This window comes from Saccharothrix mutabilis subsp. mutabilis (genome assembly GCF_039521145.1).
Lineage (GTDB): Bacteria > Actinomycetota > Actinomycetes > Mycobacteriales > Pseudonocardiaceae > Actinosynnema > Actinosynnema mutabilis.
In genome coordinates, this window is the sequence record NZ_BAAABU010000004.1 from 11,503 (window position 1) to 26,544 (window position 15,042).

At 73.1% G+C, this 15,042-nt stretch carries 15 protein-coding genes; 6 read left to right on the forward strand and 9 right to left on the reverse strand.

Annotated features, from left to right (window positions below):
• Position 1 precedes the first annotated feature (1 nt).
• Together ABD126_RS10965 and ABD126_RS10970 are read right to left on the reverse strand one after the other, a co-directional pair.
• Positions 2–1,165: a glutathionylspermidine synthase family protein gene (locus ABD126_RS10965; RefSeq protein WP_343933651.1), complete on the reverse strand. Its 1,164-nt coding sequence runs from the start codon at positions 1,163–1,165 to the stop codon at positions 2–4.
• The gene (locus ABD126_RS10970) at positions 1,166–2,029 is read right to left on the reverse strand and encodes a hypothetical protein (RefSeq protein WP_343933653.1); all 864 of its coding nucleotides are present in this window, start codon (positions 2,027–2,029) and stop codon (positions 1,166–1,168) included.
• Between the two features lie 165 nt (positions 2,030–2,194).
• Here ABD126_RS10970 and ABD126_RS10975 point away from each other — a divergent pair, with 165 nt between their 5' ends.
• Genes ABD126_RS10975 through ABD126_RS10985 form a run of 3 tightly spaced genes read left to right on the forward strand, consistent with a single transcriptional unit; the run spans position 2,195 to position 4,015 of the window.
• On the forward strand, positions 2,195–3,208 hold the full coding sequence (locus ABD126_RS10975; RefSeq protein WP_343933654.1) for a septum formation family protein: 1,014 nt from the start codon (positions 2,195–2,197) through the stop codon (positions 3,206–3,208).
• Between the two features lie 4 nt (positions 3,209–3,212).
• Positions 3,213–3,563 carry a metallopeptidase family protein gene (locus ABD126_RS10980; protein ID WP_343933655.1) on the forward strand — a complete coding sequence of 117 codons (351 nt, stop codon included), beginning with the start codon at positions 3,213–3,215 and terminating at the stop codon, positions 3,561–3,563.
• The gene (locus ABD126_RS10985) at positions 3,560–4,015 is read left to right on the forward strand and encodes a hypothetical protein (protein WP_343933656.1); all 456 of its coding nucleotides are present in this window, start codon (positions 3,560–3,562) and stop codon (positions 4,013–4,015) included. The genes ABD126_RS10980 and ABD126_RS10985 overlap by 4 nt, the downstream gene beginning before the upstream one ends.
• On the opposite strand, the gene ABD126_RS10990 is transcribed toward ABD126_RS10985, so the two are convergent.
• Positions 4,012–4,623 carry a histidine phosphatase family protein gene (locus ABD126_RS10990; RefSeq protein ID WP_343933657.1) on the reverse strand — a complete coding sequence of 204 codons (612 nt, stop codon included), beginning with the start codon at positions 4,621–4,623 and terminating at the stop codon, positions 4,012–4,014. The genes ABD126_RS10985 and ABD126_RS10990 overlap by 4 nt on opposite strands.
• Positions 4,620–5,513 carry a prephenate dehydratase gene (gene pheA / locus ABD126_RS10995; RefSeq protein ID WP_343933658.1) on the reverse strand — a complete coding sequence of 298 codons (894 nt, stop codon included), beginning with the start codon at positions 5,511–5,513 and terminating at the stop codon, positions 4,620–4,622. Before pheA ends, ABD126_RS10990 begins: the two co-directional genes overlap by 4 nt.
• A gap of 102 nt (positions 5,514–5,615) precedes the next feature.
• On the opposite strand from pheA, the gene ABD126_RS11000 reads away from it, so the two are divergent.
• Positions 5,616–6,227, forward strand: coding sequence for a macro domain-containing protein (locus ABD126_RS11000; RefSeq protein WP_343933659.1), 612 nt, complete (start codon positions 5,616–5,618; stop codon positions 6,225–6,227).
• 48 nt (positions 6,228–6,275) lie between these two features.
• On the opposite strand, the gene ABD126_RS11005 is transcribed toward ABD126_RS11000, so the two are convergent.
• On the reverse strand, positions 6,276–6,758 hold the full coding sequence (locus tag ABD126_RS11005; protein ID WP_343933660.1) for a GNAT family N-acetyltransferase: 483 nt from the start codon (positions 6,756–6,758) through the stop codon (positions 6,276–6,278).
• A 61-nt stretch (positions 6,759–6,819) separates the two neighbouring features.
• Here ABD126_RS11005 and ABD126_RS11010 point away from each other — a divergent pair, with 61 nt between their 5' ends.
• The gene (locus ABD126_RS11010; protein ID WP_343933661.1) at positions 6,820–7,443 is read left to right on the forward strand and encodes a response regulator; all 624 of its coding nucleotides are present in this window, start codon (positions 6,820–6,822) and stop codon (positions 7,441–7,443) included.
• A 6-nt stretch (positions 7,444–7,449) separates the two neighbouring features.
• On the opposite strand, the gene ABD126_RS11015 is transcribed toward ABD126_RS11010, so the two are convergent.
• Together ABD126_RS11015 and cydC are read right to left on the reverse strand one after the other, a co-directional pair.
• Positions 7,450–8,559, reverse strand: coding sequence for a GAF domain-containing sensor histidine kinase (locus ABD126_RS11015; RefSeq protein WP_425542784.1), 1,110 nt, complete (start codon positions 8,557–8,559; stop codon positions 7,450–7,452).
• A 5-nt stretch (positions 8,560–8,564) separates the two neighbouring features.
• The gene (gene cydC / locus ABD126_RS11020) at positions 8,565–11,606 is read right to left on the reverse strand and encodes a thiol reductant ABC exporter subunit CydC (protein ID WP_343933663.1); all 3,042 of its coding nucleotides are present in this window, start codon (positions 11,604–11,606) and stop codon (positions 8,565–8,567) included.
• Positions 11,607–11,860: 254 nt separating this feature from the next.
• Here cydC and ABD126_RS11025 point away from each other — a divergent pair, with 254 nt between their 5' ends.
• Complete coding sequence (locus ABD126_RS11025) at positions 11,861–12,292, forward strand: hypothetical protein (RefSeq protein ID WP_343933664.1); 432 nt, start codon at positions 11,861–11,863, stop codon at positions 12,290–12,292.
• Positions 12,293–12,295: 3 nt separating this feature from the next.
• Here the strand turns inward: ABD126_RS11025 and cydB are convergent, their stop codons facing one another.
• A complete protein-coding gene (gene cydB / locus ABD126_RS11030) occupies positions 12,296–13,300 on the reverse strand; it encodes a cytochrome d ubiquinol oxidase subunit II (RefSeq protein WP_343933665.1) in 1,005 nt (334 codons plus the stop codon).
• A gap of 9 nt (positions 13,301–13,309) precedes the next feature.
• A complete protein-coding gene (locus ABD126_RS11035; protein WP_343933666.1) occupies positions 13,310–14,794 on the reverse strand; it encodes a cytochrome ubiquinol oxidase subunit I in 1,485 nt (494 codons plus the stop codon).
• Positions 14,795–15,042 lie beyond the last annotated feature (248 nt).

The window sequence follows — 15,042 nt, forward strand, 5'->3', positions numbered from 1 at the left end:
TTCATTCGACAATCCGATGCGGGACGAACGCCGCGCCATCGTCGGTCACCAGGCCGACCGTCTCGCGGATGCCGAGGCCGGCCGCCGCGTCGCCGACGACCCACGCGCCCAGCGCGGGGCGGTAGCCGTCGAACTCGGGCAGCGGGTCGAACGCCTGGTAGACGAACCCTTCCTTGCCGTACACGCCGCCGGTCATGGTCTCGTAGCCCGGCGCCACGATCTGGATGTTCGCGCCCTCCCGGCCCAGGCGCGGTTTGCGCACGTACTCGGTGAGGACGCTCGGTTCGTCGAGGAACGCGGGGAGCAGGTTCGGGTGGCCCGGGTACATCTCCCAGAGCACCGCGAGCAGCGCCTTGTTGGAGAGCAGCATCTTCCACAGCGGCTCGATCCACAGGGTGCCCGGCAGGCTCTCCACCGCGAAGCGGCCGAACTGCTCGTCGACCACCCACTCCCAGGGGTACAGCTTCACGACCGTGCCCATCGGGGCCTCTTCGAGGTCGACGAACCGGTTGAGCAGCGAGTCCCAGCCGATCTCCTCGATGGCGAGGCCGACGGTGTTCATGCCCGCCTCGGCGGCGGTCTCCTGCAGGTAGGCCACCGTCACGTGGTCCTCACCGGACGGGTCGGCCCCGGACCAGGTGAAGTGCACCTCGTTGGACGGCAGCACCGCGCCGATCTCCGCCCACCGCTCGACCAGCTTCTCGTGGATGGAGTTCCACTGGTCGTCGTCGGGGTGGACGTCGGTCTTCCAGTTCCACTGGACGACCGACGCCTCCAGCAGCGACGTGGGCGTGTCGGCGTTGTACTCCATCAGCTTGGCCGGGCCGCGGCCGTCGTAGCGCAGGTCGAACCGGCCGTAGACGTGCGGGTCGCGGCGCTTCCACGACTCGGCGATCGCGGGCCAGACCCACTCGGCGATGCCGAAGTCCCGGAACCGCTCGGTGAGCACGACGTTGTCCACGGCTTCGAGGCACATGCTGTGCAGCAGCTCGACGTCCGCCTCAAGGGACAGGATGTCGCTCATGTCGAACACGTAGTGCGCCGACTCGTCCCAGTAGGGCCGCGGGCTGCCGTCGGCCGCGCGGGCGGGCGCGCCGAACACCAGTCCCTGGTCGGACACGGTGCGCTGCCAGTCCGGCCGGGGCGCGGAGGTCTCCCGGCGCACTCAGCTGCCCCCGCTCTTGCCGCCGCCGGAGATGCCGAACCCGCCGCGCTGGATCGTCGTGCCCGACTTGGTCGTGACGTTCGCGCCCTTGGGGATCGTGTAGCTGCCGCCGCTGACCTTCTGGCCGACCGGGACGCTCGAACCGCCGTAGTAGTAGCGGTACGAGCTGCCGCCGATGTAGATGAAGCCGTTGCTGTGGTAGCCGCCGTGCGAGCGGGCGTAGCTCTCGTCGCAGTACTTGTCCTCGACCACCACGTCGTCCTTGACGCACTGGGCCTGGACCTCGTCCGGGCTGGACACGGCGTACCAGATGGCCACGACGCCGACCACGCCCACGGTCACGCCACCGCCGATGAGCAGCCGCTTGCGCCGCTTGCGGCGGCGGGCCTCCTCGGCCGCGGCGGCTTCGGCGGCCTCGCGCTGCTGCTTGGCGGCCTGCTGGCGGGCGCGCTGCTCGGCCACCGACGGCGGCCGGGGCTTGGTCACGCCCGGTTGCTGCTGCCGGACGGCGCCGCGCTTGGCCGGCTTGCCGCCCTGCGGCCCACCCGGACCCTGCGACCCACCGGGGCCCTGGGGTCCGCCCTGGTCCTGGGGTCCGCCCTGGCCCGGCTGCGGCGCGCTCTGCGCGAAGCCCGGCTGACCCGGCGCACCCTGACCCGGCGCACCCTGGCCGGGCAACGGCTGCGTCGGCTGCGGCCCGCTGGGCGCGAACCCGGGCTGCGCCGGGTGCGCGCCACCGGGCTGTCCCGGCGCAGGCTGCTGCCCCGGTCCGCCGGGCGGACCGGGTGGCGGCACGTACGGCGGCGGGCTCGCGGGCCCGCCGGCCTGCGGCGTCGTGTCGTCGTTACGGTCGTTCTCAGTCATCAGCCACTCCCGGCGGGGACGGTACAGAGATCGGCCGCCGAATGGGTGACGAGTGTCCCAATAGCAACACAGTCCACCCGCCCGGTTGGCAGCGCGGTCGGCACAGGCATCATGGAGTAGATGTCCATGAGCGCTCGCTGGTTTCGTCGAGGTGACCACTTGGTCATGCTCGGCGCGTTCGTCGGTGCGCTCGGCCTGCTCGCGCTGAGCACCTTCACGTCGTGGCCGGTGGCCGGCGGACCGGTCGGCGGCGGGGCCACCGAGGCCGCCGTGAACCCGGTCTACACCTCGCAGGCGGGCGACTGCCTGAACTGGACCCGGGCGAACCTGTCCGACGTGGCCAAGGTCGACTGCTCGGCGCAGCACATGTTCGAGGTCACCGGCGTGGCCGACATCGGGCCCGGGTACGGGCCGCAGGCGCCGTTCCCGACCGACCAGCAGTGGCAGAAGATCAGCGAGGAGTACTGCACCAAGACGTCCCTGGACTACCTGGGCGGCCGGTTCGACCCGTTCGGCAAGTACACCGTCGGCCCGCTCAACCCCGGCGAGCGGCTGTGGGCGGAGGGGCAGCGGACGGTGCGCTGCGGGTTGCAGGTCGCGGGACCGGCCGGCGGGTTGCTGCCCGCGTACGGCACGGCCAAGACGCAGGACCAGTCCGACGTCTACGACCCGGGCGTGTGCCTGGGCATCACCGAGGCGCGCGGCGTGGGCGACCCGGTCGAGTGCGTCAAGCCGCACGCGTTCGAGATCGTCGGCGTGGTGACGCTGCCCGCGGGCGACTTCCCGCCGGTGGAGCGGCAGGACGAGGTGCTGTCCGGCGAGTGCGCGCGGATCGCCGCCGAGTACTCCGGCGGCCTGGACTTCAGGGCGCGCGGCCTGGTCGTCACCTGGGACACGCGGGCGGCGGAGAGCTGGGCGGCCGGCTCGCACCGCGCGAACTGCAAGGTCGGCGCGGCCACCGACGGCACCGGCCTGAACCCGTTGGAAGGCTCGATCCGCAACCCCAACGCGCCACCGCTGACCACGTCGAACCCGCCGCAGACCACGGCCGTGCAGCAGGACGAGCCGACCGGCGCGCCGCTGCACTCGCAGTCCAACAGCAGCGCGCCGTCCGCGACGTCCTCCGCGTCGGTGACCCCGACCTCGGCCGGCTCGTCCGAGCCCAAACCCACGAGGTGACGCCGTGCCCGCGGAGATGACCCGGCAGCGGTTCGAGGAGCTGGTGGCCGACGCCCTCGACCTCCTGCCGCCGGAGTTCGCGGCGGCGATGAACAACGTCGTCGTGCTGGTCGAGGACCGCAACGCGGAGGAGCCGTCCCTGCTCGGCCTCTACACCGGGATCGCGCTGACCCTGCGCACCACCGACTACGGCGGCGTGCTGCCGGACCGGGTCACCATCTACCGCGAGGCGATCCTCGACATCTGCGACACCGAGGACGACGTCGTGGAGGAGGTGGCGATCACGGTGATCCACGAGATCGCCCACCACTTCGGCATCGACGACGACAAGCTGCACGAGCTCGGGTGGGGATGAGCGCCGACGAGTGCGTCCACGAGCTGCCGGCCGGCATGTGCCACCTGTGCAAGGCGCCGCCGCCGGGCGTGCTGAAGCAGGGCTGGCGCACCAAGGGCGGGCGCGCCTACCACAACGACCGCGAGTGCGACTTCCTGCGCAAGGGCCACCGCTACGCCGAGCGCCGGGGCAACGACGTGCACGACGCCGTGCCGGTGCGGTGGGCGGAGGCGGACCCGGGCGAGTTGCAGCCGTGCGAGCACTGCTGCACCCCGGAATGGCTGCGCCGCCACGACCGCGCGCCGGCGGGCAAGCCGTGCCTGGTGCGGGTCGGCGACGCGTGGGTGCCCGGCACGCTGGTGTGGGAGCCGAGGGCCCGCCCCGACGGCCTGTGGTGGGCGTCGGTCACGCACCGGGCCCACGGCCGCGAGGTCACCGAGACCCGCAACCAGCACGACCTGCGCAAGCGCTAGTCGATCCGGTCCACCCCGGTCCACGACGTGCACACCCAGCCCGCGCCGTCGTGCTCCAGCACGACCTGGCCCGTGTTGGGCAGCAACCCCGCCTCCAGCAACGCCGGCTGGACGTTCTTCGCCATCGCCAGCGCCGCCAACCGGATCGCACCGCCGTGGCTGACCAGCACGAACGTGTCGTCCGGCGCGTGCCGGGCGGACACGTCGTCCACCGCGGCCACGAACCGCTCGATCACCTGCCGGCCGGTCTCGCCGCCGGGGATGGGCGCGTCCAGGTTGCCCGCGGCCCACTGGTGCGCGGCGGCCAGGAACAGGTCGAACGCCTCCCGGTCGTGCCGGCCCTCCAGGTCGCCGCAGAAGATCTCCTGCACCCCGTCGAGCACCTCGACGGCCAGGCCGTGCGCCGCCGCCACCGGGGCCGCGGTCTGCTGCGCCCGCACGGCCGCGCTGGCGTAGACCGCGGTCACCGGCACGTCGGCGAGCGCCTCGCCCAGGGCCGCCGCCTGCGCCAGCCCGGCGTCGGTCAGCGGCGGGCCGGGTGGCAGCGAGTCCAGCGCCATCTTCAGGTTCGACGCCGTCTCGCCGTGCCGCACCAGGATCAGCTTCACGCCCCCCGCCCTTCCCGCACCGCGGCCAGCCACTCGGCCGCCGCAACGAACTCCTCGTCGCCCGGCGTCGGACCGCCGGCCTCCGCCTTCGGGTAGGACCCGAGGAACCGGGTGTCCGGGCAGTGCCGGCGCAGCGCGGCGAGGGCGTCGCCGACGCGCGGCTGCGCCACGTGCCCGTCGAAGTCGATGTAGAACCGGTACTCGCCCAGCCGGCCCTTGGTGGGCCGGGACTCGATGCGGGTCAGGTTGATGCCGCGCAGCGCCAGCTCGGCGAGCAGGTCGGACAGCGCGCCGACCCGGTCGGTCGCGGTGATCACGACCGACGTGCGGTCGTGGCCGGTGGGGGCGGGCAGCGCGCCGGGGCGGCGCAGCAGCAGGAAGCGGGTCTTGGCGTCGCGGACGTCGGCCACGTCGGTGGCCAGGACTTCCAGCGGGTAGTGCCGCACGGCGACGGGCGCGCTCACGGCCGCGTCGAACTCGCCCGCCAGCACAGCCCGCGCGGCGGCGGCGGTGGAGGTGGTGGCGACGACGTCGGCGTCGGGCAGGTGCTCGGCCAGCCAGTGGCGGACCTGGGCGAGGGCGTGCGGGTGGCTCGCGACGGTCTTCACCTCGCCGCCGCCCGGCCGCACCAGCACGCTGAACCGGACGTCCAGCACGGTCTCGGCGACGGCGACGAGCGGTTCGCCCTCGGTCAGGGCGTCCATGGTGGCCGGGACCGCGCCCTCGACGGAGTTCTCCACCGGCACGCAGGCGGCCTCGGCCTCACCCCGGCGGGTCGCGGCCAGCGCCGCCGGCACGGTGTCGAACGGGACCAGGTCGGCGGGGGACGCGCCGAGGCCGAGGGCGGCCTGCTCGGTGAACGTCCCCTGTGGTCCGAAGTAGGCGAGCACGCCGCAACCTTACGAGCACCACGGCGGGTGGTCGCCGCTGAGGCGAGGATCACCCGGCCGGCGGAGGCCCGGCCCCGTTCCGCCGGACCCCTGTGTCCTGGAATGCTTGCGGCTGTGTCCGCCGATACGGAGGGTGAGATCAACGCTCCGGTAGCTGTTCCCCGTCTGGTGCTGTGCGCCGTCGACGAGCCCCTCGCGACGGCGTGGCTGGGTGTCGCCGACGGCCGCAGCGGTGTCGAGGTGCACCGGGGTTCGGTGCTCGACATCGTGGCCGAGGCCGTGGTGAGCCCCGCGAACTCCTCGGGCTGGATGCGCACCGGCATGGACGCCGTGTACGCCCGGGCCTTCCCCAACGTCGAGGCGCACGTGCGCAGCGCCGTGCTGGCGCTGCACGGCGGTGAGCTGCCGGTGGGCGAGGCGCTGGTGGTGCCGACCGGCGAGCCGCAGCCGGAGTGGCTGATCAGCGCGCCGACCCTGCGCTCGGCCGGCGAGCACCTGCCGGCGGACACCGTGCACCCGTACCTGGCGGCGCGGGCCGTGCTGCGGCTGTGGCGCGACGGCCGGTTGGACGACGGCCGGCCGGTGCGCGCGGCGGTGCGGACGATCGCGATGCCGGGCCTGGGCACCGGGGTCGGCGGGGTGGCGCCGGAGACGTGCGCGCGCCAGGTCGCCGCCGCCTGGGACGAGGTGTTCAGCTCCCTGCCCCGACGCTGACGACCTGTGCACAACTCTGTGGACAACCCGCGTGGAGCCTGTGGACAACTACCGTGGCGCGACCCATCGCTCCAGGTCCAGCTCATCGGTGATGGGGATGCCGTAGTCCCCCACGGAGGGGATCTCGGGCTTGAGCCGGCGTGCCTCGCGGACGGCGTCGGGCCGTAGCGCGGTGAGCCGGAACCCGCGCCGCTGGTAGAAGCGCAGGGCGTCGAGGTTGTCGTTGGTGGTGGTGAGCCGGACGCGGGTGCAGCCGAGCTGCCGGGCGCGCTGCACCGCGGCCTCGACCAGCGAGCTCCCCACGCCCCGGCCTCTTCGCAGGGCGTCGATCGTGACGATCTCCAGGAACCCGTCGGCGGCGGCGTAGGTGAGCAGGCCGACCACCTGGTCCTGCTGCTCGACCAGGAACCCGGGCAGACTGGCCGGGAAGAACACCTGGCCGTGGGCGACGGCGGTGTGCGCGCCCCACAGCTCCAGCACCAGTCGGCCGACGACGATCCGGTCGGCTTCCTCGATCGCGCGTACCAACATGTACTGCACTGTCTTGAGGTCCGCCCGCAACCGGTACCGGCATTCGACCTATGGTTGGTGCGTGCCGGTGCGCGTGTTGCTGGTCGACGACCACGAGATCGTCCGCAGGGGGCTGCGCGAGCTGCTCGACGACGAGGACGACATCACCGTCGTGGCCGAGGCCGGCGGGGTGGGCGAGGCCGTGGTGCTGGCGACCTCGACGCGGCCGGACGTGGCGATGGTGGACGTGCGCCTGCCCGACGGGACGGGCGTGGACCTGTGCCGGCGGCTGCGCGGGCTGGACGTCCGCTGCCTGGTGCTGACGGCGTTCGACGACGAGGAGGCCCTGGTCGGCGCGATCATGGCGGGCGCGTCGGGCTACCTGCTCAAGCAGGTCCGCGGGCAGGACCTGGTGAACGCGGTGCGCGAGGTGGCGGCGGGCCGGTCGCTGCTCGACCCGCAGACCACGGCCCGGGTCCTGGACCGGATGCGCCGCCCGCCGGAGGTGGACGTGCTGGACGCGTTGACCGAGCAGGAGCGGCGCGTGCTGGACCTGATCGGCGAGGGGATGACGAACCGGCAGATCGCCGAGCGGCTGTTCCTGGCGGAGAAGACGGTCAAGAACTACGTGACGTCGGTCCTGCAGAAGCTCGGCATGGAACGCCGCACGCAGGCGGCGGCCTGGGTGGCGCGCCGCTCCCGCTGATCCGCTTCACGCGAGCGGCACGTGCCAGGTGATCGTCGTGCCGGTGCGCGGCGAGGACGTGACCTCGCACCCGCCGCCCGCGGCCAGCGCCCGTTCCTCCAGGTGCCGCAGGCCGCGCCGGCCCACGCCGCGCGGGATGCCGCAGCCGTCGTCGGCCACGCGCAGCTCCAGGCGGGTCGGGTCGCGGGTCACGGCGATCTCCACGCGGCCCGCGCCCGAGTGCCGGACCACGTTGGACAGGGCCTCGCGCAGCGCCGCGCGCGCGTGGTCGGCCAGGTCGGCGGGGACGTCGGCCAGGTCGCCGTCCACCCGCACCTCCGGTTCGAAGCCCAGCAGCTCGCCCGCGGTGCGCGCCTCGGCCAGCACGGACGCGCGCAGGTCGGCGTCGGCGGGTTGGCCGGGGTCGGCGCTGCGCAGCGCCCGGACGGTGGCGCGCACCTCGGCCATGGTCTGGTCGAGCTGGTCCACGCAGTCCGCGAGCCGCTTCGCCTCGCGGCCGTCGAGCTTGAGCCGCCGGTTGAGCAGTTCGAGCTGGACGCCGGTCGCGTAGAGCCGCTGGATGATCACGTCGTGCAGGTCGCGCGCGATCCGCTCGCGCTCCTGGTAGACCGCTATCCGCTGGCGCGCCGTCGAACCCTCCGCGAGCACGACCGCGAGGCCCGCCTGCGCGGCGAACGCGGTGAGCACCTCGACGGTGTCCGGGCGGAACGGCGGCGCGCCCTTGCGCCGGTACACGGCCAGCGCCCCGATCTTGCGCTCGCGCGTGCCGAACGGGGCGACGGCGAACGGGCCGTACCCGCGCAGGGACCGCGGCACGAACGGGGCGGTGCGCGGGTCGGTGGTGAAGTCGTCGGCGACCACGGCGACCCCGGTCCGCGCGGCGCGGGCGGCGGACGAGCGGTGGGACAGGACGATGCCGACCGGGTCGACGTCGCCGGACGACGCCTCGACGGTGAGCGTCCCGTCGTCGCCGGTGGCCATCGCGAGGCCCAGGTCCGCCTCGGCCAGTTCGGCGGCGCGGCGGACGACGAGGGGCAGCACGGCGTCCGGGTCGTCGCCGGCGAGGGCGGCGGAGGTGATCTCGGTCGACGCTGCGAGCACCAGGGCGGGGTCCACGGCCGTCAACGGTAGGCCCCGACCCCGACTCGTCCCCGGGACACCTCCCACACCACGTCCGCCCGCCGGGCCTCGTCGGGCCGGTGGGTGATGTGCACGACGGTCCGGTCGAGGCGGTCGACCAGGTCGAGCAGGCGGCGGGCCGAGACCTCGTCCAGGTGCGCGGTGGGTTCGTCGAGGAGCAGGACGTCGGCGTCGTGCAGCAGGGCGCGGGCGAGGGCGACGCGTTGCGCCTCGCCGCCGGAGAGCAGGGTGGGGCCGACGACCGTGTCCAGGTCGAGGTCGAGGCCGACTTGCGCGAGGGCGTCCCGCATGCGGTCGTCGTCGGCGGCCGGGTCGCCGATGCGCAGGTTCTCGCGCAGGGTCGTGGAGACCAGCATCGGCTCCTGCGGGCACCAGGCGACCCGCGCCGGGCGGCGCACCGTCCCCTCGGTCGGCTGCACGAACCCGAGCAGCAACGCGAACAGCGTCGACTTGCCCACGCCCGACGGTCCCACCACGGCCACCTTCGTTCCGGCAGGCGCCGTGAGACTCACCTGCTCCAGGACCGGCCGCGTCGCCCCGGGCCAGCGTGCCGTCACGCCCTCCAACACCACACCGTCGGATTGTTCAACAATCGATCGTTCAACAATTCCCTGGGCTGAATCGTTGAATTGCTCAACAATCCGCCCGTAGGCCTCGCGCAACGCCTGCCGGTGCTGGGCCGCCGCCGGCAACGCGCCCAACACCTCGGCCAGCGCCAGCGGCACGAGTCCCAGCAGCGGCGCCAGCAGTGGATCGACGCCGGCCGCGATCGCCGAGCACGCCACGATCGCGCCGCCGAGCAGGAGGTGGACCAGACCGGTCGCGGCGCCCGCGCCCCACGCCTGCCGCCGCGCCATCCGGGCCAACTCGGCGTCGTGCGCGGCCAGGCGCGCCCGGACCTCCCGGTCCGCGCCGAACGCGATCAGGTCGGGCGCGGCGGTCAGCAGGGTGAGCACCTCCTCGGACACCTGCCGCCGACCACGGGCCAGGACGGTGCTCGCCCGGCGCTCGGCGACCACCGCGACCAGCGGCGCGAGCGTGCCGCCGAGCAGGACCGCGAGCCCGACCGCGACGCCCGCCCACGGATCGATCAGCGCGAACAGGACGGTGGTGGCCAGGCCGACGCCGGCGGCCACCAGCGGCGGCTGGAGCACGCGCGGGACCAGGTCGCGGACGGTGTCGACGTCGTCCACCAGGCGGGTCAGCTCGGCGCGGCCGGGGCGCAGGGAACGCCAGAGGCGGACGCGGAGGTCTTCGGCGAAGCGGAAGGCGGCGTCGTGCGACACCAGGCGTTCCAGGTAGCGCAGGACGCCCTTCGAGAGCGCAAACGTTCGCACGCCCACGACCAGCACGGACAGCGTCAGGATCGGCGGCTGGGTCGCGGCCTTGGCGATCAGGTAGGCGGCGACGGCGGTCAGCGCGACACCGCTGGCCGAGGCGGCGATCCCCAACGCCGCCCCGGCCAGCACCCGACCGGTCGGCCGCGGCGTCCTGGGTGCCGACGCGCGACCGACCTCGTGCTCCACCGCCGTCGCCGAAAGAGAATCGTCCCCTTGTTCAACAATCCTATGAGTGGACAACAGAACAGCGGCCCCGCCGTCCGCGGCACCCTGGATCGCGGTCATGACCAGCGCGGCCGTGGCGGGGTCGAGGTGAGCGGTGGGCTCGTCCAACAAGAGGATTGTTGAACCATCCTTCACGCGGGTCAGCGCGCGGGCGATGGCGACGCGCTGGCGTTCGCCTGTCGACAGTTCAACGATCCGACGATCCACCAGGTGGTCGGCGGCGACCGAGGCGAGGACGTCGCGGTCGACGCGGCCGGTGGTCAGTTCGAGTTCGTCGGCGACGGTGCGACCGGCGAAGGCGGGCCGCTGGGGGACCCAGGCGACGGCGTCCCGGTCGAGGACGACCTCGCCGCCGTCGGGCTCGACGTAGCCGAGGAGGACGTCGAACAACGTGGACTTGCCCGCGCCACTCGGCGCGTCGAGCCGGTGCACCTCGCCGGGCCACACGACGAGGCTGATCCCGTCGGGCGCGAACCGCCCCCGCCGCCGCACCCGGAGGTTCCGCACCTCGATCCCGACCGGCCGCCCGTCGACCGCCCGACCCCGAGCAGCCGCGACCGACCGACCCCCGCCCGCCGACCGGCCGGCCCGCGACCCCCGCGAGCGCGGCACCTCCGGGATCTCCGCCACCCGGCGCACCGCCTCCACCCCGTCCTCCGAGGCGTGGTGCGCCGCCCCCGCCGCCCGCAGCGGCAGGTAGCACTCCGGCGCCAGGATCAGCACCACCAAGCCGGTCAGCAGGGTCAGCTCCCCCGACACCAGCCGCAGCCCGATCCCCACCGCGATCAGCGCCACCGACAGCGACGCCGCCACCTCCAGCACCAGCGCCGACAGGAACGCCACCCGCAGCGTCCCCATCGTCGCCTTCCGGTACCGCTCGCCCACCTCCGCGACCGCCCGCGCCTGCGCCGAAGCCCGCCCGAACGCCGTCAGCACCGGCAGCGCCCGCACCAGCTCCGCCAACCGCCCCGACAGCCGCTCCAACGCCGTCGCCGCCGCGGCCACCCGCGCCGAGGTGAACTTGCCGATCAGGATGGCGAACATCGGGATCAACGGCAGCGTCACCGCGATCAGCACCGCCGACGTCGGGTCCGTCCACAGGATCCACCCGCCGACCAGCACCGGCACGACCGCCGTCGTCACCAGCGCGGGCAGGTACTTGGTGAAGTACGCGTCCAGGGCGTCCAGGCCCTTGGTCGCCAGCACCGCCAGCTCCGCCGGCCCCCGGGACACGATCCACGCCGGCCCCAGCCCCAGCGCCCGGTCCAGCACGGCGGCCCGCAGCTCCTCCTTGGCGCCCGCCGCCGCCCGCGCCGCGACCGTCTCGGTGGCCCACGCCAGCACCGCCCGCGCCACCACCGCGCCCGCCAGCAGCCACAACGAGCCGCCGGCGACCAGCGCGGACGCGAGCGTCACGGCTTGGAAGACCAGGGCTCCCGAAGACAGCGCGGCCAGCACACCGCAGAGGGCCAACGCTCGGCGCGCCGAAGGCGAAAGGGCGGGTAGCGCGCCGAGCGGACCCCTCCCCGGCTTCTTGGCGGAAGGGGTTCCGGGGACGTCCACACCACGACCGTAGGTGCCCGGGCGGCATCCCGCTCAGGTACGAGGGTCCCTCCGATGGCAGGACCAAGGTCCCCCGCCGGCGTCCTCCGTCCGGCCGCACCTCGCGCCAACCCGCCCGCGGCCCCGCGGAACCCGCTTAAGGTGCGGGAATGGGGGAGAGCGGGTTCGTCGAGGTGCACGGGGCCAACCGGGGCAACAACGTCTTCCTGCACTCGTTCGCCGTGGCGTTGATGGTCACCGGACCGATCGTCTACGCCGGCACCGACGGCGGGACCGTCGGCATCGTGCTCACCGCGCTCCTGTTGCCGCTGGGCATCGGCGTGTGGCGCGGGACCGGGCGGGCCAAGCGGCGGCTGCTGCGCCTGGACGAGGTGGGCCTGCCCGCGACCGCCCACGTCCTGACCTACGAGCCGATCAGCGAGGATTCCACGGTCCGCGTCCGGCTCCTGATCAAGGGCCCGGACGTGCCCGAGTTCCTGATCGAGCACGACGCCCCGTACCACCCCGGCCTGCGGCCCGGGAACAAGCTCGACGCGGTGGTCGACCCCGACGACCACCGCGACTTCGAGCTGGACTACTGACCCTTAGCGCGGAACGTGCACCTGCGGGATGTGCCGCGTCCCGATGCGCTTGCGGAACACCCAGTACGTCCACCCCTGGTAGACCAGGACCGCCGGCGTGCCGAACGCCGCCACCCACGTCATCACCGTCAACGTGTACGGGCTCGACGCCGCGTTCTCCACCGTCAACGAGAACGCAGGGTCCAAGGTGGACGGGAGCACGTTCGGGTACAGCGCACCGAACAACGCCACGACCGCGCAAGCGACCGCGACGCCCATCAGCGCGAACGCCTGCCCCTCGCGCCGCAGCGCCAACCGCGCCAGAGCGCCGAAAGCCGCCAGCGCGACACCGATCGCCGCCGCGTACGTCCACACGGTCCCGAACCGCAGCTGCACCAACAGCAGCAGCACGACAAGAGGCAGCAACGCGACCGGCGCGACCCGCAACGCCACCGCACGGGCACGTTCCCGCACCTCGCCCTCGGTCTTCAACGACAGGAACACCGCGCCGTGCACCAGCGCGTACCCGGCGATCGCCAACGCGCCCAGCAACGACTCCAGCGTCACCGCGGCGAACGGCGAGCCCACTCGGTCACCGTTGGCGTCCAACGGCAGCCCGAACACGTTGGCCGTGAGCACCAGCCCGACCCCGAGCGTCGCCACCCACGAGCCCACGAAGATGACCGTGTCCCACACCCGCCGCCAGCGCACCGAGTCCACCTTGCCGCGGTACTCGAACGCCACCCCGCGCCCGATCAGGGCCAGCAGGAACAGCACCAGCGGCAGGTAGGCCGAGCTGAACAGCGACGCGTACCAGCCGGGGAACGCCGCGAACGTCGCGCCGCCCGCCACCAGCAGCCACACCTCGTTGCCGTCCCACACCGGCCCGATCGTGTTGATCAGCACGCGCCGCTCGGTCTCGTCGCGGCCGAGCACCGGCAGCAGCATGCCGACCCCGAAGTCGAAGCCCTCCAGGAACAGGTAGCCCAGCCACAGCAGCGCGATCACGCAGAACCAGAACGTCTCCACGACAACCCCTCAGTACGCGAACGACAGGACGTCGTCGTCTTTGCGCTGGTCCGACTCGTCCGAGTCCGGCTTGTGGTCCGGCAGCACGCCCGCGACACCGCCGCGGACGTACCGCCGGACCAGGAACACCTCGACGCACGCGAGCACCCCGTAGACGAGCGTCAAGGCGATCAACGACGTCAGCACCTCGCCGGGCGTCGAGTTCGACACGGCGCGCGCGGTGAACATCCACACCCCGTCCACGCCGCTCGGGTTCGGGACCACGACGAAGGGCTGCCGCCCCATCTCGGTGAAGATCCAGCCGAAGCTGTTGGCCAGGAACGGCGTCGCGATGCTGCCCAGCGCCAGCAGCCGGAACCACCGCCCGGTCGGCACCCGCCCGCCCCGCGTCAGCCACAGGATGAGCAGGCCCGCGCCGACCGCGATCGCGCCGAAGCCGATCATCAGGCGGAAGCCCCAGTAGGTCACCGGCAGCAGCGGCACGTAGTCGATGGGCTTGCCCGACAGCTCGCCCAGCCGCTCGTCCACCGGGTAGTTCGCGCCGTACTTGGCCTGGTACTCCGGGACCAGTTCCTCGATGCCCTTGACCTCGGACGAGAAGTCGTTGTGCGCCAGGAACGACAGCAGCGCCGGCACGGTGACGCTCTTGACGTTCTCGCAGTCGGGCCGCGACACGTCGCCGATCGCGAACACCGAGAACGCGGCGGGCCGCTCGGTGTGGCACAGGGCTTCCGCGGCGGCCATCTTCATCGGTTGCTGCTCGAACATCAGCTTGCCCTGGAGGTCGCCGCTGATCGACAGCCCGGCGAACGCGACCACGCCGACCCACGTGCCGAGCTTGACCGACGACCGCCACACCGGCTCCTCGGCCGACCGCTTCCACAGGTGCCAGGCGGCGATGCCGACCAGGAACGAGGCGGCCACGGCGAACGCGCCGAAGATCGTGTGCGGGAACGCGGCGAGCACGGTGTTGTTGCCCAGCACCTCCCAGATCGAGGTCAGCCGGGGCCGGCCGTCGACCAGCTCGACGCCCACCGGGTGCTGCATCCACGAATTGGCGGCCAGGATGAAGTACGCCGAGGCCATGGTGGCCAGCGAGAACGCCCAGGCGCAGGCCAGGTGGACCTTGCGCGGCAGGCGGTCCCAGCCGAAGATCCACAGCCCGAGGAACGTGGACTCGACGAAGAACGCGACCAGGCCCTCCATCGCGAGCGGCGCGCCGAACACGTCGCCGACGAACCGCGAGTAGGCGCTCCAGGCCATGCCGAACTGGAACTCCTGCACGATGCCGGTCACCACGCCCATGGCGAAGTTGATCAGCAGGAGCTTGCCCCAGAACCTCGTCATCTTGTAGTACTTGCGGTCCCCCGTGCGGACCCACGCCGTCTGCATGCCGGCGACCAGCAGCGACAGGCCGATCGTCAGCGGCACCATCAGGAAGTGGTAGACGGTGGTGATGCCGAACTGCCACCGCGCCAGGTCGAGTACGTCCACGGCGACGACGGTAAGTCGGCGGGGGTGGCCCCGCTCAGGTACGACGGTCCCGTCCGGCCCGGGACCAAGGTCCTGCCCCCGGTGCGTCCGGCGTCACGTCGACCTGCGGGTATGCGTCGCCTAAAGTAGGTTCCGCCAGAGGGGAGTAGTTCCCGCGACCGTGTGGTTCTGCGGTCACGGCGAGGTGATCGACACACTGATCCCGCCTTCGAGCGGATCCGGTCCCTCACCCGTTCTCGTGAACGGGC

Excerpts from the sequence above, each read along its gene's own strand:
- ABD126_RS11000 (WP_343933659.1), top strand. The coding sequence starts at position 5,616 with ATGCTTGCGGCTGTGTCCGCCGATACGGAGGGTGAGATCAACGCTCCG.
- ABD126_RS11005 (WP_343933660.1), bottom strand. The coding sequence starts at position 6,758 with ATGTTGGTACGCGCGATCGAGGAAGCCGACCGGATCGTCGTCGGCCGA.
- ABD126_RS10970 (WP_343933653.1), bottom strand. The coding sequence starts at position 2,029 with ATGACTGAGAACGACCGTAACGACGACACGACGCCGCAGGCCGGCGGG.
- ABD126_RS11025 (WP_343933664.1), top strand. The coding sequence starts at position 11,861 with ATGGGGGAGAGCGGGTTCGTCGAGGTGCACGGGGCCAACCGGGGCAAC.
- ABD126_RS10975 (WP_343933654.1), top strand. The coding sequence starts at position 2,195 with ATGCTCGGCGCGTTCGTCGGTGCGCTCGGCCTGCTCGCGCTGAGCACC.
- ABD126_RS10985 (WP_343933656.1), top strand. The coding sequence starts at position 3,560 with ATGAGCGCCGACGAGTGCGTCCACGAGCTGCCGGCCGGCATGTGCCAC.